The 23,158-nt window shown below is 69.9% G+C and carries 17 protein-coding genes and 1 tRNA gene; 10 read left to right on the top strand and 8 right to left on the bottom strand.

The window, feature by feature from the left end; all coding sequences use genetic code 11:
- Nucleotides 1-31: 31 nt before the first annotated feature.
- Nucleotides 32-2,233, top strand: a complete 2,202-nt coding sequence (locus tag GPX89_RS31300) for an AfsR/SARP family transcriptional regulator (protein ID WP_207710607.1) — start codon at nt 32-34, stop codon at nt 2,231-2,233.
- 40 nt (nt 2,234-2,273) lie between these two features.
- On the opposite strand, the gene GPX89_RS31305 is transcribed toward GPX89_RS31300, so the two are convergent.
- The 5 genes from GPX89_RS31305 to GPX89_RS31325 all read right to left on the bottom strand — a co-directional run bounded on the left by GPX89_RS31305 (nt 2,274) and on the right by GPX89_RS31325 (nt 6,975).
- Nucleotides 2,274-3,737: an aldehyde dehydrogenase family protein gene (locus GPX89_RS31305; RefSeq protein WP_157391330.1), complete on the bottom strand. Its 1,464-nt coding sequence runs from the start codon at nt 3,735-3,737 to the stop codon at nt 2,274-2,276.
- Between the two features lie 319 nt (nt 3,738-4,056).
- Nucleotides 4,057-4,130, bottom strand: a tRNA-Leu gene (locus GPX89_RS31310).
- Nucleotides 4,131-4,199: 69 nt separating this feature from the next.
- Nucleotides 4,200-5,045 carry a universal stress protein gene (locus GPX89_RS31315; protein ID WP_198347681.1) on the bottom strand — a complete coding sequence of 282 codons (846 nt, stop codon included), beginning with the start codon at nt 5,043-5,045 and terminating at the stop codon, nt 4,200-4,202.
- 197 nt (nt 5,046-5,242) lie between these two features.
- Nucleotides 5,243-5,731: a hypothetical protein gene (locus GPX89_RS31320; protein ID WP_157391332.1), complete on the bottom strand. Its 489-nt coding sequence runs from the start codon at nt 5,729-5,731 to the stop codon at nt 5,243-5,245.
- The gene (locus tag GPX89_RS31325; protein ID WP_198347682.1) at nt 5,728-6,975 is read right to left on the bottom strand and encodes a hypothetical protein; all 1,248 of its coding nucleotides are present in this window, start codon (nt 6,973-6,975) and stop codon (nt 5,728-5,730) included. The genes GPX89_RS31320 and GPX89_RS31325 overlap by 4 nt, the downstream gene beginning before the upstream one ends.
- A gap of 267 nt (nt 6,976-7,242) precedes the next feature.
- On the opposite strand from GPX89_RS31325, the gene GPX89_RS31330 reads away from it, so the two are divergent.
- On the top strand, nt 7,243-7,497 hold the full coding sequence (locus tag GPX89_RS31330; RefSeq protein WP_235948554.1) for a hypothetical protein: 255 nt from the start codon (nt 7,243-7,245) through the stop codon (nt 7,495-7,497).
- An 86-nt stretch (nt 7,498-7,583) separates the two neighbouring features.
- On the opposite strand, the gene GPX89_RS31335 is transcribed toward GPX89_RS31330, so the two are convergent.
- Complete coding sequence (locus GPX89_RS31335; RefSeq protein WP_157391334.1) at nt 7,584-8,900, bottom strand: NtaA/DmoA family FMN-dependent monooxygenase; 1,317 nt, start codon at nt 8,898-8,900, stop codon at nt 7,584-7,586.
- Nucleotides 8,897-9,850, bottom strand: a complete 954-nt coding sequence (locus tag GPX89_RS31340; RefSeq protein ID WP_157391335.1) for an LLM class flavin-dependent oxidoreductase — start codon at nt 9,848-9,850, stop codon at nt 8,897-8,899. Before GPX89_RS31340 ends, GPX89_RS31335 begins: the two co-directional genes overlap by 4 nt.
- 174 nt (nt 9,851-10,024) lie before the next feature.
- On the opposite strand from GPX89_RS31340, the gene GPX89_RS31345 reads away from it, so the two are divergent.
- The 8 genes from GPX89_RS31345 to GPX89_RS31380 all read left to right on the top strand — a co-directional run bounded on the left by GPX89_RS31345 (nt 10,025) and on the right by GPX89_RS31380 (nt 21,614).
- Entirely contained in the window at nt 10,025-10,927 is a 903-nt protein-coding gene (locus GPX89_RS31345) for a hypothetical protein (RefSeq protein WP_157391336.1), read from the top strand.
- Nucleotides 10,928-11,018: 91 nt separating this feature from the next.
- Nucleotides 11,019-12,641 carry an MFS transporter gene (locus tag GPX89_RS31350; protein ID WP_157391337.1) on the top strand — a complete coding sequence of 541 codons (1,623 nt, stop codon included), beginning with the start codon at nt 11,019-11,021 and terminating at the stop codon, nt 12,639-12,641.
- A gap of 190 nt (nt 12,642-12,831) precedes the next feature.
- A complete protein-coding gene (locus GPX89_RS31355) occupies nt 12,832-14,979 on the top strand; it encodes an ArnT family glycosyltransferase (protein WP_157391338.1) in 2,148 nt (715 codons plus the stop codon).
- A gap of 348 nt (nt 14,980-15,327) precedes the next feature.
- On the top strand, nt 15,328-16,455 hold the full coding sequence (locus GPX89_RS31360) for a BTAD domain-containing putative transcriptional regulator (protein ID WP_157391339.1): 1,128 nt from the start codon (nt 15,328-15,330) through the stop codon (nt 16,453-16,455).
- 138 nt (nt 16,456-16,593) lie between these two features.
- The gene (locus GPX89_RS31365) at nt 16,594-19,182 is read left to right on the top strand and encodes an alkaline phosphatase family protein (RefSeq protein ID WP_198347683.1); all 2,589 of its coding nucleotides are present in this window, start codon (nt 16,594-16,596) and stop codon (nt 19,180-19,182) included.
- Nucleotides 19,183-19,230: 48 nt separating this feature from the next.
- Nucleotides 19,231-20,466: a cytochrome P450 gene (locus GPX89_RS31370; RefSeq protein ID WP_157391341.1), complete on the top strand. Its 1,236-nt coding sequence runs from the start codon at nt 19,231-19,233 to the stop codon at nt 20,464-20,466.
- A 180-nt stretch (nt 20,467-20,646) separates the two neighbouring features.
- On the top strand, nt 20,647-21,216 hold the full coding sequence (locus GPX89_RS31375) for a TetR/AcrR family transcriptional regulator (RefSeq protein ID WP_157391342.1): 570 nt from the start codon (nt 20,647-20,649) through the stop codon (nt 21,214-21,216).
- A 23-nt stretch (nt 21,217-21,239) separates the two neighbouring features.
- A complete protein-coding gene (locus GPX89_RS31380) occupies nt 21,240-21,614 on the top strand; it encodes a chorismate mutase (RefSeq protein ID WP_198347684.1) in 375 nt (124 codons plus the stop codon).
- On the opposite strand, the gene GPX89_RS31385 is transcribed toward GPX89_RS31380, so the two are convergent.
- Nucleotides 21,533-23,053: a flavin-containing monooxygenase gene (locus GPX89_RS31385; RefSeq protein ID WP_157391343.1), complete on the bottom strand. Its 1,521-nt coding sequence runs from the start codon at nt 23,051-23,053 to the stop codon at nt 21,533-21,535. The two genes, GPX89_RS31380 and GPX89_RS31385, sit on opposite strands and share 82 nt — an antisense overlap.
- Nucleotides 23,054-23,158: the final 105 nt, after the last annotated feature.

The following is a 23,158-nucleotide window of genomic DNA, read 5'->3' on the forward strand; positions in this document are numbered from 1 at the left end:
TGGGCGGAAGGTCACGTGGAGGTGTCATGTGGTGCAGGTGAGGGTGCTCGGCCCGGTTTCGGTGAGCACGGATGACGGGCGCGAGCTCGCGATCACCGGGCCGCGATTGCGAACCTTGCTGGCGCTGCTCGCTCTTCGCGCCGGGGCGGTGGTGCCGACCGGGCCGCTGATCGACGGGATCTGGGACGTGGACCCGCCGACGGGAGTCGAGAACGCGGTACAGGCTCTGGTGAGCCGACTGCGCGCGGCGGTCGGCGCGGATCGCGTGGTCAAGGACGGAGCGGGCTATCTGCTGGCGGTCGAGCCGGCCGCGGTCGATGTATGCCGATTCGAGCAACTGGTCGTCGAGGCTCGGCGGCTGGGATCGGCCGGGCAGGCCGAGCCCGCCGTCCGGGCCGTGGAACTGGCTCTGGCGCAATGGCGTTCGGACGCGCTCACCGGGGTGGTCGCCTCGGCCGCCATGCGCTCGCTGGTCGCCGAGCTGACCGAGCGGCGGCTGGCGGCGATCGAGCTGCGCGCCGATCTGCTCTCGGCGCTCGGGCGGGCCGAGGAGGCGCTGTCCGACCTGGCACAGCACTCGATGGCGCACCCTTTCCGGGAGACGCTGGCGGCTCGCCGCATCACCGCGCTCGCGGCGTCGGGCCGGAAATCGGAGGCCTTCGACGTCTACCGGCACACGGCCGAACTGGTGCGCCGGGAACTCGGCGTCCAACCCGGCCCGGCCCTGCACGCGGCGCTGACCTCGATCGACACCGACGAAGCGACTCCGTCGTCCCCGCCGGAGCCGCCCGGACCGCAGCGGCTCCCGCGGGATTCGCTACGGATACAACAGGATTCGGCTCGGCCAGTACCGGAGTCCGCGGTTGAATCGCGGGCCGCGGCGGGGCCGGTGTCCCGCGCGGGGGCGCAGGCGGTGCCACGCCGGTGGACCAGCTTCGTCGACCGGGAACGTGATCTGGACCGGCTGACCCGGATGCTCCGCTGTTCCGCGCTGGTTACGCTGACCGGGACCGGCGGCGTTGGCAAGACCCGGCTCGCGACCGAACTCGCTGCGGCGCAGTCGGATTGGCCCGATGGCTGCGTTTTCGCCGACCTCGCGAGCGTCGCGCCCCAGCGCGAGGAAGACGCGTCGACACCGTCCTCGGTTCCCGCCGCCCTGCTGTCCGCTCTGGGGCTCGGCGGATCCGGCGATGCCGCCGACTGGCGCGCGGTACTGCACCGATCCATGGGGCACGCTCGGATGCTGCTGATCCTGGACAACTGTGAGCACGTAATCGACGCGGCCGCCGAGTTGACCGCCTTCCTGCTGCGGCACTTCCCCCTGCTGACCGTGCTCGCCACCAGTCGCGAGCCGCTCGGCATCGACGGTGAGAAGTTGTACCCGGTCAAGACTTTGGCGCTTCCGGAGCCCGGAGCACCGGTGGAGACGGCCGCCGAGTCAGCCGCGGTCCGATTGTTCGTGGACCGCACCCGCGCGGTGCGGCCGGATTTTTTGCTGACCGACGCCGAGTGCGCCGATGTCGTCACCGTCGTGCGCCGCCTCGACGGACTGCCGCTGGCGATCGAACTCGCCGCGGCCCGCCTGCACGCCCTGCCGGTCCGGCAGCTGGCCGAGCGGCTGCCCCACCGGTTCCGCCTGCTGGACTCGCTCGGCCGGAATGGGGCACCTCGCCATCGCACGCTGCACGCCGCGGTGTCCTGGAGCTGGAACCTGCTCAGCGACGCGGAGGCCGAATTGGCGCGCAGGCTGGCGGTTTTCGCCGATGGTGCCGAACTCGACGCCATCGGTGCGGTATGCGGAGGCGAGGACACCGTGCAAGTTCTCACCGCGCTGGTCGCCAAATCCCTTGTCGAGTTCGACGGCAGGCGATACCGGATGGTGGAAACGATCCGCGCTTACGCGGCGGCGGAACTGGAGGCGGCCGGCGAGAGCCGACGCATGGCGGCCGCGCACGCAGACCATTTCCTCGCTCTCATGCGGGACGCGGCACCGCTGTCGCTCGACGAGCGGCACCGGGGAGCCGCGGACCTGCTCACCGTCGAATACGCCAATTGTCAAGCCGCCCTGGAATGGACACTGCGCGCCGGCGATCGCGAGCGCGCGCTCGGTCTGTACGCCGGCCTCGCCCGGCATTGGCTGCTGTGCGGGCTGCGCAACGAGGCGCTGACCCGGCAACCCCGGGTGCTGGCGCTGCTGGCGATCAGATTCGCGCCCTGTCCGCGCGGGTCCTGAACCGGCACGCCGTCGCCGGGTGCCGGCGTCGCATCATCGATCACAAGGGCCACTGCATGTGCTTGACCTCGAAGAATTCGCGGAATCCCTCTTCGCCGCCCTCCCGGCCGATGCCGCTGTAGCCCGGCCCGCCCCACGGGGCGTCGGCCCGCATACCGGCGCCGCCGTTGACGGTGACGGTGCCCGAACGGATCCGGCGGCCGAAGGCGATCGCCTCGGCCGTCGGTCCCCAGACATTGGCATTGAGAGCGTATTTGACGTCGTTCGCCATACGGACCGCCTCGTCGATGTCGGCGTACGGCATCACCACGCCCACCGGCGCGAAGAGCTCCTCCTGGGCGATCTCCGCCGTATTGGGCACGCCGGTCACCAGCGTCGCTTCGAGGTAGAAGCCGTCCTCGAGCCCGGCCGGGCGGCCGCCGCCGACGGGGATCTGCGCACCGGCCGCGCGAGCGCGGGCGAGGAAGCCCTCCACGTCGACGCGGTGCTCGTCGGTGATCAGCGGTCCGAGCACCGTGTCGTGCGACAGCGGGTCGCCGACTGTCAGGCTCCGCAGGAACTGGCCCGATCGCTCGACGTATTCGTCGAAATCGGCCTGCGGCACCAGGGTTCGAGTGGTGGCGCCGCACGCCTGCCCGCTGTTGCGGGTGAACCGCAGGGCCGAGGCCGGTACCGCCCGGCTCAGATCGGTGCCGGGCAGCACGATATTGGGCGACTTGCCGCCGAGTTCGAGGACTACCTTTTTCAGGGTCGGCGCGGCCAGCGTCATGATGATGCTGCCGACGGCGGGGGAACCGGTGAAACTCACCATGTCGACCTCGGGCGCCTGCACGACCCCGGTGGTGACCTCCGGTGGGCCGAAGACCAAATTGACTGCGCCACGGGGGAATCCGGCCTGCTCGACCAAACGCACGAACGCCGAGGTCAGCAGGATCGCCTTCGGCGACGTGACCAGAACCGTGGAGCAGCCGGCGGCCAAGGCGCCGCCGATCTTCAAGGCGGACATCGTGATCGGCGCGTTGTAGGCGACGATGGCGGCCACGACCCCGGCCGGTTCTCGAAGCAGCATGCTGCTATTGGTGACCGGATCGTGGTCCAGCGGCAATGGCTGTTCGTATCCGTCCCGCGGGCCCTGTGCCGCGGCCGCCGCGAACCAGCGCAAGTACTTCACCGGCAGATCCACGTGCTGGACAGGCCCGCTGCTCACCGGGGTACCGAGCTCGGTGGCCGCCAGCCGGACCAGTTCGTCGCGGTGCTCCTCGAGCAGGTCCGCGAGACGATGCAGCAGCCTGCCGCGGTCGGCGGGGCCGAGCCGACTCCACTCGCCCCCGTCAAAAGCGCGCCGAGCCGCGGCGACCGCGGCGCCGACCTGGGCAGGCGCCGCCGCCGGGGTCACTGCCACCTGGCGTCCGGTCGCCGGATTGATCGTGGTTATCGGCTCACCCGCACCCGTGATCCAACGGCCGTCGACATACGCCTCGGCGGTGCTGATAGATGTTGTCATGGCAATCCTTGTGTGTCGCAGTACTTGTCGGCATCGTGTATTGCTCGGCCAGCCCAGCTGGGCCAAGGATCGCCACCCTCGCTGATACCGCGCTGTCAGCGCCCGACAGCGCCGCCCCGGGGCCGGGCGGCGAGGATTGGTGCCGGTGCTGAGCCGGTCTGGGACGAGACCGACACCGGTGACACCCGCGATGCGCACGATGACTCGGCTGTCCGCCAAGTGCCGACTGACGTGTCCGACATCGATGCGGCTCGGCTTCGCCCGGCGATGCGGTGAGCCGAAGGACACGCCCGAGGTTGATTTACCAGCAGTTTCCTAGTGCCCCCGGTCGGGTTCGAACCGACACTGGGCGGATTTTAAGTCCGCTGCCTCTGCCAATTGGGCTACGGGGGCGTCTGGGTCAGACTACCGAGCCGTACGGTCGTGCTGGTAGCAGGTATTTGGGTGGGGGGTTCATGGTGGTCAGGGGGTGGGGGCGATCATGATGGGGGTCTGGACGGAGAGCAGCAGGGATTGGCTGGTGGAGCCGAAGACCTTCGAGGTGAAGCCGCCTCGGCCTCGGGTGCCGACCACGAGAAGCTGGGTGGCGGTGGAGAGTTCGAGCAGGGAGCGTTCGGGGCGGTCGTGGGTGGTTTCGCGGTCGATGCGGACGTTGGGGTAGCGCTCCTGCCAGCCGGCGAGGCTCTCGGCGAGGACGTAGTCGTCGAGGGCGTCCATTTCGGGGTCGTCGGAGGAGCCTTCGGCGTGCAGGGCGATGACGTCGACGCCGCGTGCCGACGCCTCGTCCAGGGCCGCCGCGATGGCGGGCTCGCTGATCTTGGTGCCGTCCACGCCGACCAGGATGGGTCGGGTCGCGAGATCGGGAGGTAGCGGGACGCCGTCGCGGACCACGACGAACGGGCAGTGGGAGCGGCGGGCGAGCACGGAGCTGACCGAGCCGAGCAGGGCCCGGCGCAGGGCGCCGCCGCCGCGCGCGCCGCCGACCAGCATGCGGGCCTCGTGGGTGCGTTCGAGCAGGGCGGGGATGACCGCGCCGGTCGCCAGTTCGGTGGTGATGGTCAGGCCCGGGTCGGATTTCGCGGCCTCCGCGGCCGCGGTTTCCAGCAGCCAGTTGCCGTGTTCCTCGAAGCGCGAGTAGTCCTCGGTGGTGATCGTGGTGCCGAGGCCCAGGCCCTGATCGGGCGTGACCTCGAGAATCCGCAGCAGGTGCAGGGGCGCGCGGTGCAGGGCGGCGGTGTGGGCGGCCCAGGCCACCGCGGAACCGGCCGATTCGTCCACGGCCACGACGACGGCTTCCCCGATCGACATGCTGAGTCCTCTCCCACCGTGAATCATGCGGTGCGGCTGCGGGATAGCTGAGCGGTCGCTACCGACCCTACGCCCCGGTGGCGCGAAAACGCCCGCGGCCTCGCCGAGGGGTGTACGGGACTCGGCGGGGCCGCGGCAGGGGCTGTCGCCAGCCCGCACGACACATCCTGGTACCTGAATCAAGGTTGAGGTCAAGTTCAGGGCCGCTCGGCCCCCTCCGGCCAGATCACCGTCACCGGCATTCCGCGCTCGCGGGCGGTGGCCACCACGTCGGCGGTGCCGCCGAAGCCGCGGGCGGGCAGACCGTCCCAGACCGCCAGCAGTTCGTCGGCCTCGTCGAGCATGCGCAGGCTTCCGGCCTGATGCGCCTGCGGGTCGGACTGCTCGCGGTTCAGCTCGATGACCCGGTCGGCCGCCGCGACCAGGCGGTCGTAGACCGGGTGGTGGGCGGCGGGCAGGCTGGCCCGGTAGCGGCGGGCCGGAACCACCGCGATCAAGCGGCCGCCGGCATCCAGGATCGCCTGGGCGAACAGTGAATCCGGGCCGTCGGCAAGGCAACTCACGCCGATCGGGATCGGCCCTCCCGGGCGGATACGCAGGGCGACCTCGAGGCGCAGCGCCCGATCCACCTGGGCGAGCGTCTGCGCGGGCAGCCCCCGATGCCCGGTGATGGCGACGCTCGTCATTGATCGTCTCGTCCGTAGAGGGTCGCGAGGGCCTCGTCGAGTGCCCTGGCCTCGACGGTACGCGCGGGCAGGTCGGCGCGGAATGCCCTGGCCAGCCGGGTTATTCGCTCGCTGTGATAGGTGAGCCCGACCAGCAGCGCCTCGGCCGCGAGCGCGCAGCCGCCCTCGATGTCGCCGGAGCGGGCCAGCACCTGGGCGTGCTCGACCTTGGCCAGCGCGCGCGGCTTCTCGGCCGTCAGCGAGGCGTCCGCGTTCTCGAAGGCGACGTGCGCCGCGCGATTGTCGCCCAGCCGGGTGAGGGCGCTGGCCTGATACCGCGCCGCCTTGGGCCCGTCGAAGACGAACACCCACGGCCACTGCGGTTCTCCGCGCTGCCGGTCCACCAGCCGCTCGGCCCGGCGCAGCGCCCCGAGCGCACCGGCGCGGTCCCCGGTGGCCGCGTAGGCGACGGCCAGCAGGGAGGACATCCACGCCCCGGCGCTGTCGGGAGTCTCGGGTCCCAGTTGCGAGGCGGCGGTGCGCAGCAAGGTCAAACCCGCTCGGCCGTCGCCCATTTCGACCGCGTAGTGCCCGAGGCTGGCCGTCATGTACGACACCAGCAGCGGATGGTGCGTTCGCTCCGCGTGCCGGATGGCCTCCACGTAGCGCCGCCGCGCCGCCGCATCGTCCCCGCGGTCGGCGGCCAACCACGCTGCCAGCCCGGCGATTTCGGACAGCGCCCGGAATCCTCCGGAGGTGCGCAGCCGGTCCCGGACCACACCCGCGACCAGGGTCAGGTGCGCGTCCACCACCGGCGCCAGGCGGTCGGAGGGCACCGAGGATTCCATCCGCCGGTAGTTCGAGGTCGGACCGGCCATGGTGTCGATGAGCTCGGATTCGGTTGGCGCGGAATTCGACAGCACCACACTCGCGCTCACCACGAGTGCGCTGGAAAGAAACTGCTTGCGGTTCACGGCCTCGTCATCCACCGCGCGATGCGGCGTGCGGAAGCCGAGTTCGGCATCCGTCGCCACATTCAGGACCGCCCGTAGCGCGGCCCGGTAATGCTTTCTGGGCCATGTCGTTTCGCCTCGCTCCCACTTGCCGACGTGTCGTTCGTCGACGGCCCCCCGCTTGCTGGTGGCTCGGAAGACGTGGTCGTTGACGGCGTCCGCCAACTCTCTGCGGGTCATCGATTGACCCGGCGCTCCGGGGGATTCCATGCGCAGCCGAGCCTCGATGAGCAGCTCGTTCCGTCCGGTCACGGCATGCGGCCTCTCTGCTGGACCTCCTTCCGAGAATAGGCTTTCCACGGATTTGCCGCGCCGTCGTGACCCCGATTTGCCCCATACTTTCCCCATTGCACGCCGTCGATCAATCGGGCCCCGCGGACCAACGTTGAAGTCGGCACAGTCGCCGGCAGCGGAAACCCTCGAGGGATAGCCATGACATCGGAACCCCATGCGATCGGATGGTTGCGGAGCGACATATCCGGCGAACGTCAGCAATGGGATGAGGCCCGGATTCGAATATTGGCCCAGCGTCTAGGCTATGACCTGCGCCGGACCGTGGTCTTCGGCCCTTGGACCGACCGACCGGTCCATCGGCTGCGGGTGCTGGTCTCGCGGCTCGCACTGGAGGCGGTCATCGTGCCCAGCGTCGATCACTTCGAAGGAGGCTGCGTACCGGCGGAATTGGTGGAGGTCACCGACATCATCACGGTGACACCGGAGAACACCTACGCCCGCTACGCCGCGGGAAACCTGCCGGAGCGGTTCCAGGCGTAGCGGGAGATTGCCCGGGGCGATCCGCCACCCGCCGCGAGGGGTGCGGGCAGTGAATCAGCCGGGAAACACTCGGTCGGGCGCGCGGCTCAGCGGCGGGTCAGCGGTGCGCGCAGTCCGAGATGTTCGCGCAGTGTCGTCCCTGTATAGGTGGACCGGTACGAACCGCGTTCCTGGAGTTCGGGAATCAGCAGATTCACGATGTCGTCCAGACCGGTCGGCACTTGGTACGGGGTGATATTGAAGCCGTCGCTCGCGCCGTGCCGCACCCAACGGGTCAGTTCGTCGGCCACCTGCCCCGGCGTCCCGGCGAAACCGAAACGGGCCGTGGTCTCGATGGCCACCTGCCGCAGCGTCAGCCGCTCGGTGTCCGCGAGCGCGCGCCACTGCGCCACGATCGCCGAGCGGTCCTGCCCGTCACGCTGGGAGCCGCGCGTGGACGAGATCACCGACGGCTCAGGATCTTCCGCGGGCAGCGGGCCGTCCGGATCCAGATGCGACAGGTCCCGACCCCATACCTGACCCGCCAGCGAGAGCGCCGTCGCGCCGGTGATCTGCTGACCCAGCACCCAGCGCCGCTTCTCCTCGACCTCGGACGCGTGCTCGGCCAGCACGATCTGGGTTCCCGGCAGGATACGAATATCGTCGGCCGGACGGCCCGCCGCGACCAGGCGGGCGCGGATATCGTTCGCGAACTCGAGCGCCGGATCGAAATGAGTTCCGAAGGGGGAGAAGATGACCTCGGCCTGCGCCGCCGCGAAATCGCGTCCGGCGGGGGAGACGCCGGCCTGGAAGATCACCGGGTGTCCCTGCGCGCTGCGCGGCACCGTCGGCGTGATCGCCACCCGGAACTGCGCGCTCTCGCGTTCGACCGTGCGCACCTCGGTGTCGGACCAGGCATCCCAGATTTCGCGGGCCAGACTCAGGAAGTCGGCCGCGCGCTCGTATCGCAACGCGTGCTCGAGATAGCCGCCGCGCCGGAAATTCTCACCGGTCCAGGCATTGTCGGTGGTCACCACGTTCCAGCCCGCGCGCCCGCCCGAGAGCACATCCAGGCTCGCCAGCCGCCGTGCCAGATCGGCGGGTTCGTTGTAGGTGGCGTTCTGTGTCGCCACCAGCCCGATTCGGCGGGTGATCCCGGCCAGCGCCGCCAATTGCGTGATGGCGTCGGGTCTTCCGGCGATATCGGTGTCCAGTAGCTGCCCGTCCTGTTCCCGCAGCCGCAGGCCCTCGCCCAGGAAGAAGGCGTCGAACAGTCCGCGCTCGGCGGTGGTGGCGACGTGCCGGAAGGTCTCGAAGTCGATCTGCGAACCGCTGCTGGGATCCGACCAGATGGTGTGGTGATTGACGCCCTGGAAGAAGACGCCGAAATGCACCTGGGCGTCGGGGAAGGGGACCTCGGTCATCGGGTCGGCTCCTTGGCGTAGCGGTTGGCGGGGCGGGGCAGGCCCAGATTCGCGCGCAGCGTCGAACCCGGGACCGGGCGATGGGCGAGTCCGGCACGCAGCAGGGCGGGCAGGACGTGGCGAGAGAGGACGGGAAGGTCCTCGTCGAGGGCGGCCGGGCGCAGGCGGACACCGTCGGCGATCGGGGCGAGATCGGTGAGCAGCGCGATCAGGTCGGTGATCGTGGCGGGGCTGTCGAGGGTGATGTCGAGATCCAGCAGTACGCGTGGAACACCCGCCGCCCGTGCGGTTTCGATGTCGGCCCGGTCCCGGACCAGGGCCACATCGAGGCCCTCGGATTCCGCGTCGTAGCCGAAGACGACAATCTGACCCTGCGGGGGCCTGGGCACGATGGACGGACCCTTCACGGAGAAGGTCTCACCGATGAAGTCGATGTGGTGCAGCTTGTCGCGGTCGAGGAACTTCCCGGCGGCGTAGTCGCGGATCACCGCGTCGTCTTCCCACGAATCCCACAGTCGCCGTGCGACTTCGATGGCATCGGTGCGCTCGCGCCGGAGCTCGGCCGCGGTGGTGCGCGGGGTGGCTCCCCAGGCGCGCGCCGCATCGGGATCGTCGACGGCCAGCCAGCCCGCCCGCCCGCGCGAGGCGTAGTCCAGCGTGGCCAGCTGGGACGACAGGTGGAACGGCTCGGCGTAGGTCGCCGCGATCGCCGGGACCAGTCCGAGGGTGCTGGTGGTGGCCGCGACGAAACCGGCGCGGACGGTGGCGTCCAGCCGTCCGCCCGAGCCGGGGCCCGGTGGATCGAGGGAATCGCCGACGGTCGCGAAGGTGAAGCCCGCGTTCTCGGCCGCGTGTACTCGCGCCCGCCATTCGACCGGTGGCAGACCTGTGTCGTCGAGTTCGATTCCCAACGCGAACAGGCCCGTTCGATAGTCTGTCTCGCTCGCCATAGGTTGGACGATCGTCGAACCGCTTCCGGCGGGCCACCGTTGCCGTCACGGTGATCCGAATCCGGGGGAACGGCGCAGTGACCCAGTTCACTACTTCGCCCCTTGTAGATACCCCTGGGGGGTATTAACTTGATCTTCCGTAAGGCACCGAAAGCAGTTGAGAGGGACGAGAAAATGACCACCCAGGCGCACACCGGACACGAGAACCACGCCGCTCACGGAGATCACGCTCACCACGCGCACGCGGATCACGCCGCACACGCGGCGCATGCCGGGCACGACGCCCACGCCGGGCACGCCGCTCATGGCGGGCACGACGCTCATGGCGCGCACGCGGCGCACGGCGGTCACGCGCACGGCGGCGGTCTGCCGGGCGGCCTGCAGATCACCCAGGACGGCTACACCCTCGAACTCGCCGAGAATGTCGTGGCCGCAGGCGAAACCGAGTTCCGCTTCCGCATCGTGGGCCCGGACGGCGCGGCCGTCACCGACTTCGACGGCATCCACGACAAGGAACTGCACCTGATCGTCGTGGGGCGCGAGCTGACCGGCTTCTGGCACGTCCACCCGGAGCGGGCCGCCGACGGCACCTGGTCGGTACGGCTCAACCTCCCCGAGGCGGGCGCATACCGGGCCTTCACCGACATCGCGCCGACCGCCCTCGGCAAGACCATCACTCTCGGTGCGGATTTCGCCATCGCGGGCGACTACCGGCCCCAGGCCGCTCCCGCCCCGGCGCGCACCTTCACCGTCGACGGCTACGAGGTCGCCCTGGACGGCGATCTGGTGCAGGGCGACGGCAGCCTGCTCACCCTCACCGTGCGCAAGGACGGCGAACTCGTCACCGACCTGCAGCCCTACCTGGCCGCCTACGGCCACCTGGTGATCATCCGCGCCGGCGATCTGGCCTACGTCCACGTGCACCCGAACGGCGAGCCCGGCGACGGCGTCACCGCGCCCGGCCCCGAGGTCGCCTTCCACACCGCGGTTCCCGGCCGCGGCACCTACCGCCTGTTCCTGGACTTCGAGCACGGCGACCGGGTCCGCACCGCCGCTTTCACCCTGCCCGCCAACTGATTCCACCCCGACCGAACGGAGACGCCATGTGCGCCTGTCGATGTCACCGCAGCCGTGATCCACCCTCGACAAATCCAAGGAAGTGTTTACCGTGCGCACCCTGCCCCTGGCCGTCTGGGCCCTGGTCATCGCCGCCTTCGCCATGGGCGCCGACGAATTCGTCGTCGCCGGCGTGGTGGAGGAGATAGCCGACTCCCTCCATGTATCCCTCGGCGCCGTAGGCCGATTCGAGAGCGCCTACGCTCTGGGCGTCGCGATCGGCGCGCCCCTGTTCACCGCCATCGGCGGCCGCGTCAGCCGCCGCTTCATGCTCCTGGCCACCACCGGCGTCTTCCTGGTCGGCAACACCCTCTCCCTGCTCGGCCCCACCTACGACGTGATCCTCAGCGGCCGCGTCATCGCGGCCCTCGCCCACGGCGCCTTCTTTGGCATCGCGGCCCTCTTCGCCGCCGAACTGGTCTCGAAGGGCAAACAGGGCCGCGCGATCGCAACGGTCTTCGCGGGCTCCACCGCCGCAACCATTCTCGGCGCCCCCATCGGCGCGGCCGTCGGCAGGGCCCTCGGCTGGCGAGCCACCTTCGGCACCCTGGTCCTCTTCGGCCTCCTCGCCGCCCTCGGCCTGATCCTGCTGATCCCCAGGACAATCGGCCGCGAACGCGCCCGCACGGTAGCCGACGGCACGCACGATCATGCCCACGCCGACGGCCACGCCGCAGCGGCGGCGGAATCGCACGGCCACGCTCACGCCGCCATCGCGGTGGTGGCGGCGACCCCGGGCGGATACTCGCACGCCGAGTCGGGGAGTGGTGTGGCAGGCGTGGCCCATGCTCCCTCACAGGCTTCGGTGGAGTCGCACGCCCACAACCACTCTCATGCCACCGCCGAGGCTGTCGGTCACGCGGCGGCGGACTTCGGACAACACATGCACGCCCAGCCGGGAAGCGGTGCGGGTCATGATCATTCGGCCGGGGTGGCCGCGGCGGACTCGAACGTCCACGGTCACTCGCACGGCGCCGGGTCGGCTGACGAGACGGAATTGGATGCGCACGCTCGGATGCACATGGCAGGGGGAGGCAGCGCGCCGTTGCCGGACCAGCTGCGGGCGTTGCGGCGGCCCGCGGTGTGGATCGGGTTGCTGACCACCTTGCTGGGGTACGGCGGGGTATTCACGAGCTACGTGTATCTCGCGCCGCAGCTGACCGAGGCCACCGGCCTCGGAAAGCAGTGGGTGACACCGATGTTCCTGATCTTCGGCGCGGGCCTGTTCGCGGGCAATCAGCTCGGCGGGAAGCTGGCGGATCGGAATCTGCGCCTGGCACTGGTGGTTTCGGTCGGGTCGCTGGCGGTGACGCTGTTCGCGCTGACCCTGCTCATCCACAATCCGGTCACCGCGGCGCTGGGTCTGCTCGCCTACGGAGTGGCCGCGTTCTCGGTGGTGGCGCCGCTGCAGCTGCGGGTCATGCAGAAGGCCGGGGACGCGCCGGATATCGCGTCGGCCGCCAATATCTCGGCCTTCACCCTCGGGTCGGCGCTGGGAATCTGGCTCGGTGGCGCGGCCATCGACGGCGGGCTGGGCGTGACCTCGGTGAACTGGGTGGGCGGCAGCATCGCCGTGGCGGGCCTGGCGCTCACTCTGATCTCGCTCGGACTGGACCGGGTCATCGCTCCCGAACCGTTCGAGGGCGGCCCGGTCCAGCTGGCACACCAGCACTGAAACGGCTCCGGCCGACACTCCGATAGGGCACCCCGGGCGGGTGCCCTATCTGCTGTTCTCCCAGTTCAGAGGCATGAACCGGTCTCTCACAGACAACTCCCAGCGCACGTGAAGCTCGGTGGGAATCCCGGCTCCTAGGCTCCGCAGAGTCAAGTGGGAATTGGTTGGGGACACAGGAAAGGCGGGTGGCATGTCGACCATCACCGGCGTCGCGGGCGATGCGGCCAGCGGCAACGCGTCCGGGGACGCCAACGGCAACACGTCCGTGGGCACCGACGCGGCTTCGTCGGAGACGAACCGCGTATCCCGGTGGTCGACGCTGCTCGTACCACCCGGGCAACCGCGCTGGGAGCGGCCGCTCACCCTCTCGCTGCTGATCGCCACCGCCGTCGTCTACCTGTGGGGCCTCGGCGGCGCGGGCTGGGGCAACGGCTATTACGCCGCCGCCGTCCAGTCCGGCACGCAGAGCTGGAAGGCGCTGCTGTTCGCCTCGCTGGATCCGCAGAACTCCATCACCGTCGACAAGCCGCCCGCCGCCATGTGGGTAATGGGCCTGTCGGGCCGGATCTTCGGATTCGACGCGTGGTCCATGTTCGCGCCGCAAGCACTGATGGGTGTGGCCTCGGTGGCGCTGCTCATCGCCGCGGTGCGGCGCTGGGCCGGACCGGCCGCGGGTCTCATCGCGGGCGCGGCGCTGGCCGTGACTCCGGTGGCGGCCATGATGTTCCGCTTCAACAACCCCGACGCCCTCATGCTCCTGCTCCTGGTGGCCGCCGCGTATTGCACGGTCCGGTCCCTTGACGCGGGCGGGGAACGCTTCTGGTCGTCGAGCACCGGCTGGCTGGTCGGCGCGGGCGTGCTCATGGGCTTCGGCTTCCTCGCCAAGATGATGCAGGCCTTCCTGGTGCTGCCGGGCCTCGCGCTGGTGGTGCTGGTGGCGGGCGCGGCCGGATGGCGCACGCGCATCGGGCAATTGGCGGCCGCGGGCGTCGCGCTGGTGGTGTCCTCGGGCTGGTACGTGGCGCTGGTCGCGCTGTGGCCCGCCGGATCCCGGCCCTACATCGGCGGTTCCACCAGCAACAGCCTGTGGGAACTGGCCGTCGACTACAACGGCCTCGGCCGCGTCTTCGGCAATCACAGTGGCGGTGGGCCCCGGCCGAATCCTACGGCCGTGCCCGACCCGGTCCAGCACGCCGCCGACCAGATGCCCCGCGGCGGCTTCGGCGGCTTCGGATCCCAGCCGGGCCTCACCCGGCTGTTCAGCGGCGAGCTCGCGACCGAATTCTCGTGGCTGCTGCCCGCCGCCCTGATCGCGCTCCTCGCCGGGCTCTGGCTGACCCGCCGGCTTCCGCGCACCGACCGCGTCCGCGCCGGACTGCTGCTGTTCGGCGGCTGGCTGCTGGTGACCGGCGTCGTGCTCAGCACCATGAGCCGCAGCTTCCACTCCTACTACTCCATGGAGCTGGTACCCGCGATGGCGGCGCTGATCGGCATCGGCGCGACCCAGTTGTGGTGGCGTCGTGCACATCCGGCGGCGCGCGTCACCCTCGCGGTGATGTCCCTGGCCACCGGCGTCTGGTCCTTCGCGCTGCTGCACCGCACCCCCGAGTGGCTCCCGTGGCTGCGCTGGACCCTGGTGGCGCTGGCCGTGCTCGCGGCCGCGGCGCTGCTGATCGCGCCGAAACTGCCCCGATTCTCGCTCGCCATCGGCGTTTTCGCGCTCGTCGCCGGTCTGCTCGGCCCGACCGCGTACACCCTCGAGACCGTCGCCCAGCCGCACAATGGCGGCAGTCCGACCGCCGGTCCGTCCCGCAGCGGTCGCGGCGGCGGTGGCGGCCGTGACGGCGGCAGCGCGGTCGACCCCGCGATCATCGATCTGATCAATGGCAGCGACGCCCGCTGGGCCGCCGCCGCGCAGGGCGCGCAGGATGTCAGCACCCTCGAATTGACCACCGGCAAGGCGCTGCTCGCCGTCGGCGGCTTCAGCGGCCGCGACCCCTCGCCGAGCCTTGCCCAATTCCAGCAGTACGTCGCCGACCACCAGATCGGCTACTACCTGATCCGCGACCGCCAGAACAACACCCCGCAATCCGGCGAACCGCACAACACCCAGTCCGGCACTCCGCAGCCGGGCCGCACCCCCCGCTCGGGCGAGGGCCGCACCCCGCAACAGGGCGGTGGCAACGCCCCGCAGGATCAGGGCGGCGCCCCGCAACAGAACGGCGGCTGGAACAACTCCGACCCCCAGTCCTCCTCATCCCAGATCGCCGCCTGGGTCAAGGCCAACTACCCCGCCGCCAAGATCGGCACCGTCGAGGTCTACAACCTGAATCCCTAACCGCCGCAAGGACCCGCGCGGCAGGCCGCCCGCACCGGACGTATCGGCATGCTTCCGCTCATCACCTCGGCATGACTTCGGCCGGAATCCATCGCCCCGCGGCGGATTCCGGCCGGAACCCGCCGGGATGACCGCGCCCCCACCGGGCCGTTGCCCATCGCGTTCACCAGCGCACGCTCACCGGGATTCGGGGCGGGTGCAACGAAAGCGGATCGGGGACCGACCAGTTCGGTGGAGGAATCGTCGGATGCGAGGGGCGCGATGGCCGTGGATAGTTACAGTGACGGGCGGCAACCGCGGCCGGGTGGATCGCGGTCGAGTGGGCCGGAGCTCGGCGGGAGGTCGGCGATGGGTGAGGTGCGGGCGCAGGTGGGGGTGCTCGGGCCGGTACAGCTGACCATCGGTGGGGTGGAGCAGCAGCTGGGCGGTCCCAAGCAGCGTGCGGTACTGGCGTATCTCACGATCAATGCCAACCGGCCGGTATCGGTCGAGTCGCTCGCGAGCGCCGTCTGGGAGGACAATCCGCCGCCCGACGTCCGCGTCAGCCTCCACGCGATCGTCTCCAACCTCCGCAAGCCCCTGCGCGACGGCGGCATCGACGCCCGGAACATGCTCCAGCACATGGGCACCGGCTACCGGATCGTGGTCGAGGACGCCGCCTGCGACGTCTTCCGCTTCCGCGCCCGCCGCGAGAACGGCCTGCGCGCCCTCGCCGCCGGACGCTTCGCCGCCGCCACCGAGGTCCTGTCCGACGCGCTGGCCCAGTGGCGCGGCCCGGTCCTCTCGGACCTGCGCGGGCTCGGCTTCGCCGACGCCTACGCGGTCGCCCTCGACGACGAGCGCATCGGCGTCATCGAGGCCCGCGCCGAGGCCGATATCGCCCAGGGTCGCGCCGAGAACGTGGTCTCCGAACTGAACCTGCTGGTCCGCGATCATCCACTGCGGGAATCACTCTGGGAGCAGTTGATCACCGCGCTCTACATGACCGGCCGCCAATCCGACGCCCTGGAGGCGGCCCGCCGCCTGCGCGCCATCCTCGCCGACGAACTCGGCATCGATCCGGGCCACCGCATCCGGGAGCTGGAATCGCGCATCCTGCGCCAGGATCCGCTCAGCGTGCGCGCGGTCGGCGCGGCCTCGGCCACCCGCGCCACCACCATCGTGGACCGCAGCTGGCACGAACCCCAGGCCCTGCTGCGCGACCGCTTCGGCCACATCTACCCGGTGGTCGGCTCCACCACCCGCATCGGACGCCTGTCCGACAACGATGTCGCGCTGCCCGACGGCCGGGTCAGCCGCCACCACGCGCTCATCATCGACAATGGCCACACCTGGGTGCTCAAGGATCTGAACTCTTCCAACGGCGTCTACATCAATGGCGCGCGCGTGCTCGACAGCGGTCTGCTCTCCGACGGCGCGCTGCTCCGCATCGGCGACACCGAGCTGGTATTCGTTCTTGTACGTGAACAGGAGTGAACCCCGCGTGACCGATCCGCGACGTCCGGAGCCAATGATTAACTGACCCTTCATCAGTGAACCCCCTCACCGCCACGGACCCCCAAGCTCGGTCGGCGATCCTCAGTGATAGCCGTTCCTATGCTCACAGGGGAGATCATGGATCGGAGGCGCTTTCTGAAGCACGCCGCGCAGCTGGGTGGTGCGGCCGGAGCCATGTCGATGCTCCCGCCGAGCCTGGTCCAGGCCTGGGCCGAACCGGCCCCACCCGGCGGGTGGGACCGCATCGAGCATGTGGTGATCCTCATGCAGGAGAACCGATCCTTCGACCACTACTACGGCGGCATGGCCGGAGTGCGCGGCTACGCCGACCTCAACGCGCTCCAACTGTCCACCGGACGCTCGGTCTTCCACCAGCCCGACGGCGGGCGCACCGTGCTGCCTTACCTCACCACGCTGCAGAACATCGACGGCACCGATCACGGAACCGGTACCGGCCATGAGGCTTTCGCGTCCGGGCGGCACGACCGCTGGATCGCCGCCAAGGGCGAGGGCACCATGGTCGGCTACGACCGCGACAGCCTCGCCTTCTACTACCAGCTCGCCGAGGCGTTCACGCTCTGCGACGGCTACCACTGCTCGGTCAACGGGCCCACCGACCCCAACCGCATGTACCTGTTCAGCGGCACCGTGAAAAACCCGCTGGCCCTGGACAACTACGCGGAATCCCTGCAGACCTCGCTGTTCGCCGACGACATGAAGCTGCGCTGGATGCGCAGCCTGCCGGTCACCGGCATCGTGGACGCCGTGCTGGGCATGGTGCACGGCCTGACCAGCGCCCTGCCGCGGGCGCTCGACCAGGCGCTGGCCGGGCTCATCGCCCCGCCCACCGGCAACCTCTTCCTCTACGACGCGTTGCTCGGCCCCGACGCCGGGCGCTACGTCAACGAGGTGATCTTCGGCCTGCCCTGGACCACCTACGCCGAGCGGCTCGAGGAGCGCGGCATCGGCTGGCGCGTCTATCAGGAGTGGGACAACTACACCGACAACGCGCTGGACTTCTTCGCGTCCTTCCGCGAGGCCGCGCGCGCGGCGTTGAAGTACACCAATGGCGGCGGCACGCTCGCCTTCGAGAACTTCTTCCGTTATTACGATGACCTGCAACGGGATCCGAGCCGCGAGCCCGCCTACGCCGCCGCGCTGAAGCGCGGCATGGACGAGCTGACGCCGCGGCAGCGGGCACTGGTGGAGAAGGGCTTGCTGCGGGCGCGGACCGGAACGCTGGTCGAGTCCTTCCGCACCGACGTCGCGACGGGCCGGCTACCCAGGGTGTCGTGGATCGTCGCGCCCTATGTCGACTGCGAACACCCGGTCATGGGGCCGCGCAATGGCCAGGCCCTGGTCCACGGGGTGCTGGAGGCGCTGGCCGAACATCCCGAGGTCTTCGCCAAGACCGTCTTCATCCTCAATTACGACGAGAACGACGGCTATTTCGACCACGTTCCCGCGCCGACCCCACCGCCCGGCACGGCCGGTGAGTACTTCGGCGGCCACAATGTCGGCCTCGGGGCGCGGACACCGGCGATCATCGTGTCGCCGTGGAGCAAGCAGGCGGTCTGCTCCGAATTGTTCGACCACACCTCGGTATTGAAGTTCCTCGAGCGCGTCACCGGTGTGGCCGAACCGAATATCAGCCCCTGGCGGCGGCAGATGTGCGGCGATCTGTCCTCGCTGTTCGACTTCGGCGCGCGGCGCACGCTCATCGTGCCCGCCGCCGCGCCGCGCGCCGAACAGTCGATGACCGGTGCGCCGCAACCACTTCCGTTCGTGGCACGGATGCCGAAGCAGCAGACCGGGCGCAAGGCGCGGGTGCCGCTGCCGTATCGGCCGCAGGCACGGTGCGCGCCCAATGACCGGGGCGGGGTCACGCTCACCCTCGAGAACGGCGGCATCGGGGCCGTGCACTGCCGGATTCATCCGAACGCCTTCGTCGCCGACTACACGCCGACCCTGGTCGACGTGGCCGGGGGCGGCACGGTCGCGCGCGACCTGCCCGCGGTGAACGGGCGCTACGACTACAGCGTCTACGGTCCCGACGGCTTCCAGCGGCGCTTCGCCGGTGATCTCCAAGGCCCCTGCGGCGCACTGCGAGTCACCGCCACGGCGGCGACCTCGGGTAAACGAGCACTCGGCTGGTCGTTCGAGAACGGTGGGGTGCAACCGGTTTCGATACTGGTCGTGTCCAACGCCTACCGCGCCGATGGCCCCTGGATCATCGAGGTCGGTGCGGGCGCGACCGAGCGGCGAGACATGGCCTGCGACAGTGACGCCGAAGGTGGGGGCTGGTACGACTTCAGCGTGACGGCCGACGCTGATGCGGGATTCCTGTGCAGAACAAGAGGATTCGTGGAGACGGGCGCGCCGGGGATGACAGCCGACGACGCCGCCCCCTTCGATCGCCTGCTGCTGGATCGATCCATGTACGAGCCCGGCCGGGATCTGGTCGTCAGCTACAGCCTGGCCGGCGCGGTGGCCGCGCACCGGCTCGAGGTCCGTCCGGACCCGGGCGGGCACATCCGGACCGTGGCGGCGACCTCGGCGGCGGGCACCCTGCCGTTGTCCCAGGGGGTCGCACGCGACCAGGTGATCTTCCCGTCGACCGGGCTGACCAGTGGGACCTACCTGCTGCAGCACCTCGATGACGCGGGTCGCCCGCTGGCTCGTCCCGTGCGGTTCCGCGTGCTGTAGCTGAAACCCGTTCTAGACAGAATTGGCATTTTGTCTTACCGTCGATTCATGAGTTCAACGGCGTCTCATGCGGTGCGATTCGAGCTGCGGTCCGGGGAGACCTGGCGCGATCCCTATCCCATGTATTCCCAACTGCGCGACCATGATCCGGTCCACCGGGTGATCCCGGACGGCCACGAATCCGACGACTTCTACGTGCTCTCCCGTCACGCGGACGTATACGCGGCCGCGCGGGACCCCGAAACCTTCTCCTCAGCCTCCGGGCTGACCGTCGACTACGCCGACCTGGTGTCCGCGATCCTCGGGCCGGTGAAGCCGTTCGTCTTCATGGATCCGCCCGAGCACACCGACTTCCGCCGGCGAGTATCGCCGGGATTCACGCCACGCCAGGTGAATTCGGTGGAGCCCGCGGTGCGCAAGTTCATCGTCGAGCGCATCGAGCGGTTGCGCGCCGAGGGCGCGGGCGACATCGTCAAGGACCTGTTCAAGCCGCTGCCCACCATGGTCGTGGCCCACTATCTCGGTGTGCCAGAACAGGATTGGGGCAAGTTCGACGGCTGGACCGAGCGCATCGTGGGCGGCGCGGTCGAGGGCGCGGGCCTGGCCGCGGGCGGGCAGGACGGTTTCACCGCGGTCGGTGAACTGGCCGCCTACTTCGCCGAGCTCATCGAGCGGCGGCGCGCCGAACCCGGCGACGACACCATCTCCCACCTGCTCGCCTCCGGCCTCGGCGCGGACGGCGACAACGAGGGCATCGTGGCGATCCTCGGCTTCGCGTTCACCATGATCACCGGCGGTAACGACACCACCACCGGAAACCTCGGCGGCGCGGTGCAATTGCTCACCGCCAACCCGGACCAGCACCGCATCCTGGTGGAGAATCCGGCCCTCATCCCCGACGCCATCGAGGAATTCCTCCGCATGACCTCCCCGGTGCAGGGCCTGGCGCGGGCTACGACCCGCGACGTGGAACTGCACGGCGTCACCATCCCCGCGGGCCGCAAGGTGCTGCTCCTCTACGGCTCGGCCAACCGCGACGAACGCGAATTCGGCCCCACCGCCGCCGAACTCGACGTGCGTCGCAATCCCAAGCGCATCATGACCTTCAGCCACGGCCACCACCACTGCCTCGGCGCGGCCGCCGCCCGCATGCAGGCCCGCGTAGCCCTCGAGGAATTGCTCTCCCGCTGCCCCGATTTCACCGTCGACCTCGACAACGTCCAGTGGTCCCACGGCAACTACGTCCGCTGGCCGGTCTCGGTGCCGTTCCGCGCGCAGGGCTGAGTTGCGCCCGAGGGGCCGCGGCTGGTCTCCCGGCGAGCGGGCAGGACGGTACGGGAGTCACCGCCCGATCCGTGGGTCGACGCGGGCGGGCGGTCGCTCGGCCACCTGATGTCGGCCCGGTTGCGACACCCGCATGGTGCGCGGGCAGAGTGTGGTCGGTGGATAGCGAAAGGACGCAGCATGAGCCGAGACTGGCTGGCCGATGATCGCGCCGATCTGGCCGCCGAGCGCATTTTGGACGCGGCCGCGCGCCTGTTCGCAGAGCGGGGCGTGACCGCCGTCGGCATGGGCGACATCGCCAAGGCGGCGGGGTGCTCGCGGGCCACCCTGTATCGGTACTTCGAGAACCGGCAGGCCGTCCGGCTGGCCTTCGTGCACCGCGCCACCCGCCGCATCGCCGCGGGCATCTTCCAACAGGTCGGGTCGATCGAGGATCCGGGCGAGCGGGTCGTCACCGCCATGCTCGGCGCGATTCACGCGGTCCGCGCCGACCCCATGCTCATCGCCTGGTTCCGGCCCGGCGAATCCGGCCCGGCCGGTCGCATCAGCCAGGACTCCGACGTCATCGAATCCATTGCGGGGGGCCTGTTCACGACCGACGCCCTCACCGACCCCGAACGCAGCCGCCTGGCCCGCTGGCTCACCCGCATCATCGTCTCCTTCCTCGCCGCGCCCGGCCGCGACGACGCCGAAGAGCGCGCCATGCTCGAGGAATTCGTCGTCCCGGTGGTCACCCGCGCCGTCGTGTGAGTCTGCGGCTAGGGTCGACGATCGTGTCAGCTCCGCAGTCGCTCACCGAAGTTCGCGCCCGCATCGATGCCCTCGACGACGAGTTGATCAGGCTGCTGGCCGACCGGCAGCGGTTGGTCCGCACCGCCGCGATCTTCAAAACCGACGAACAGGCCGTCCGCGCCCCCGGCCGTGTGGAGCAGGTGGTGGAGCTGGCCCGGGATCGCGCCACCGCGGCGGGTCTCGAACCCGCTGTCGCCGAAGCGGTGTGGCGGGCCATGATCGGTGCCTTCATCAATCTGGAGCTGGACGAGCACGCCACCCGGCAACGGGGGAGTCAGGGTTCCGGCGGGGATGCCGCCGAGTCGACCGGTCTCGACGGCGATTCCACGGGCTCGGTTCGGCTCTCGGCGCGCTGACCCAGGTCGTAATCGACCGGATCCGGGGCGCTGCGGATCAGCTTCTCGTAGCGGCCCGGGGTCCACGGCCACAAGGCGGGCAGTCCGTCCTTGCCCAGATACCAGCTGGTGCAACCGGTGGTCCACACCGTGCTCGGGGCGGCGGCCCGCATGCGCGCGTTGTAGCGGTCGGTGGCGGCGTGGGTCGGCGCTACGGTCGCGAATTCGCCTGCCCGCCACCGTCGCAACCAGCCGACGATGCGCGCGGACTGTGCCTCGGCGACCGCGGTCAGGGGATGGTTGGCGAAGGGACTGTGCGGGCCGACGAGCATGAACAGATTCGGAAAGTCCGGCATCATCACGCCCTCGAAGGCGCGCGGACCCTGTGCCCAGGCCCGATCCAGGGTGCGGCCGCCCGCGCCGGTGATCGCCATCGGGCGCATGAACGCCTGTGAGTCGAATCCCGTTGCCAGCACCAGGATGTCGAGTTCGTGCAGGCGGCCCGAGACGGTGACCACGCCGCGCTTCTCGACGTGGTCGATGCCGTCGGTCTCCAGCGTGACGTCGGGGCGCTGCACGGCCTGGTAGAAGCGGTCCGACACCACCAGCCGCTTGCACATGGCCTGATAGTCCGGCGTCAGTTTGCGGCGCAGCTCGGGGTCCTTGACCGAGCGCAGGTTTCGCTCCACCACCCACTGGATGAGCCGCCGCACCCGGCCGGGATGCACCAGCCCCTGCGAGAACACCGCGAAGGCGGCGCGATTGCCCGAGTAAGGCAGCACGCCCAGTGCCGGGGCCAGCCGGTACAGCGTTTTCGCCACCGGAGTGTAGGCCCGGTTGACCGTCGGCAGGATCCACTGCGGAGTCCGTTGGAACAGCACGACTTCGGGCACCGCACCCGCCAGCGCGCTCACCAGCTGGGTGCCGGTGGATCCGGTGCCGATCACCCCGACCCGCTTGCCGGTCAGCTCGACATCGTGCCGCCAGCGCGACGAGTGCATGAGCGTGCCGCCGAACTCGTCCAGGCCCGCGATGTCGGGCCGATTCGGGTGGTGCAGGAATCCCGTTGCGCACATGAGGAAGTCGAAGCGCTCGGTCTTGCCGTCCGAGGTGCTGACGCGCCAGCCGGTCCCCTCGAACTCCGCGCCCGTCACCTCGGTGCCGAATCGGGTGCGCGCGGGCAGCCGGTGCTCGTGCGCCACCCGGACCAGATAGTCCTTGATCTCCGGTCCCGCCGAATACAGCCGTGTCCAGGCGGGATTCCTGGCGAAGGTGAACTGGTAGTACCGCGAGGGCACATCGCAGACCAGCCCCGGATAGCTGTTGTCCCGCCAGGTGCCGCCGTAATCGTGGGCCTTCTCGAAGAGGACGAAGTCGGTGAACCCGGCCTGCCGCAGGGCGACTCCGAGGCAGATTCCGGAGATTCCGGCACCCACGATGGCGATCCGAGGTGTGTTCATATTTATCGCTAGACCCTCCGTCATTCGCTAGACGCAGTGTAAAGCGAGTGCTACCGTGTGCGCCAGGTCACAAGCTCGTGGCACGTCAGATCAGAGGCAGAAGGC

Origin of the sequence: Nocardia terrae (assembly GCF_009760405.1) — a bacterium.
Lineage (GTDB): Bacteria > Actinomycetota > Actinomycetes > Mycobacteriales > Mycobacteriaceae > Nocardia > Nocardia terrae.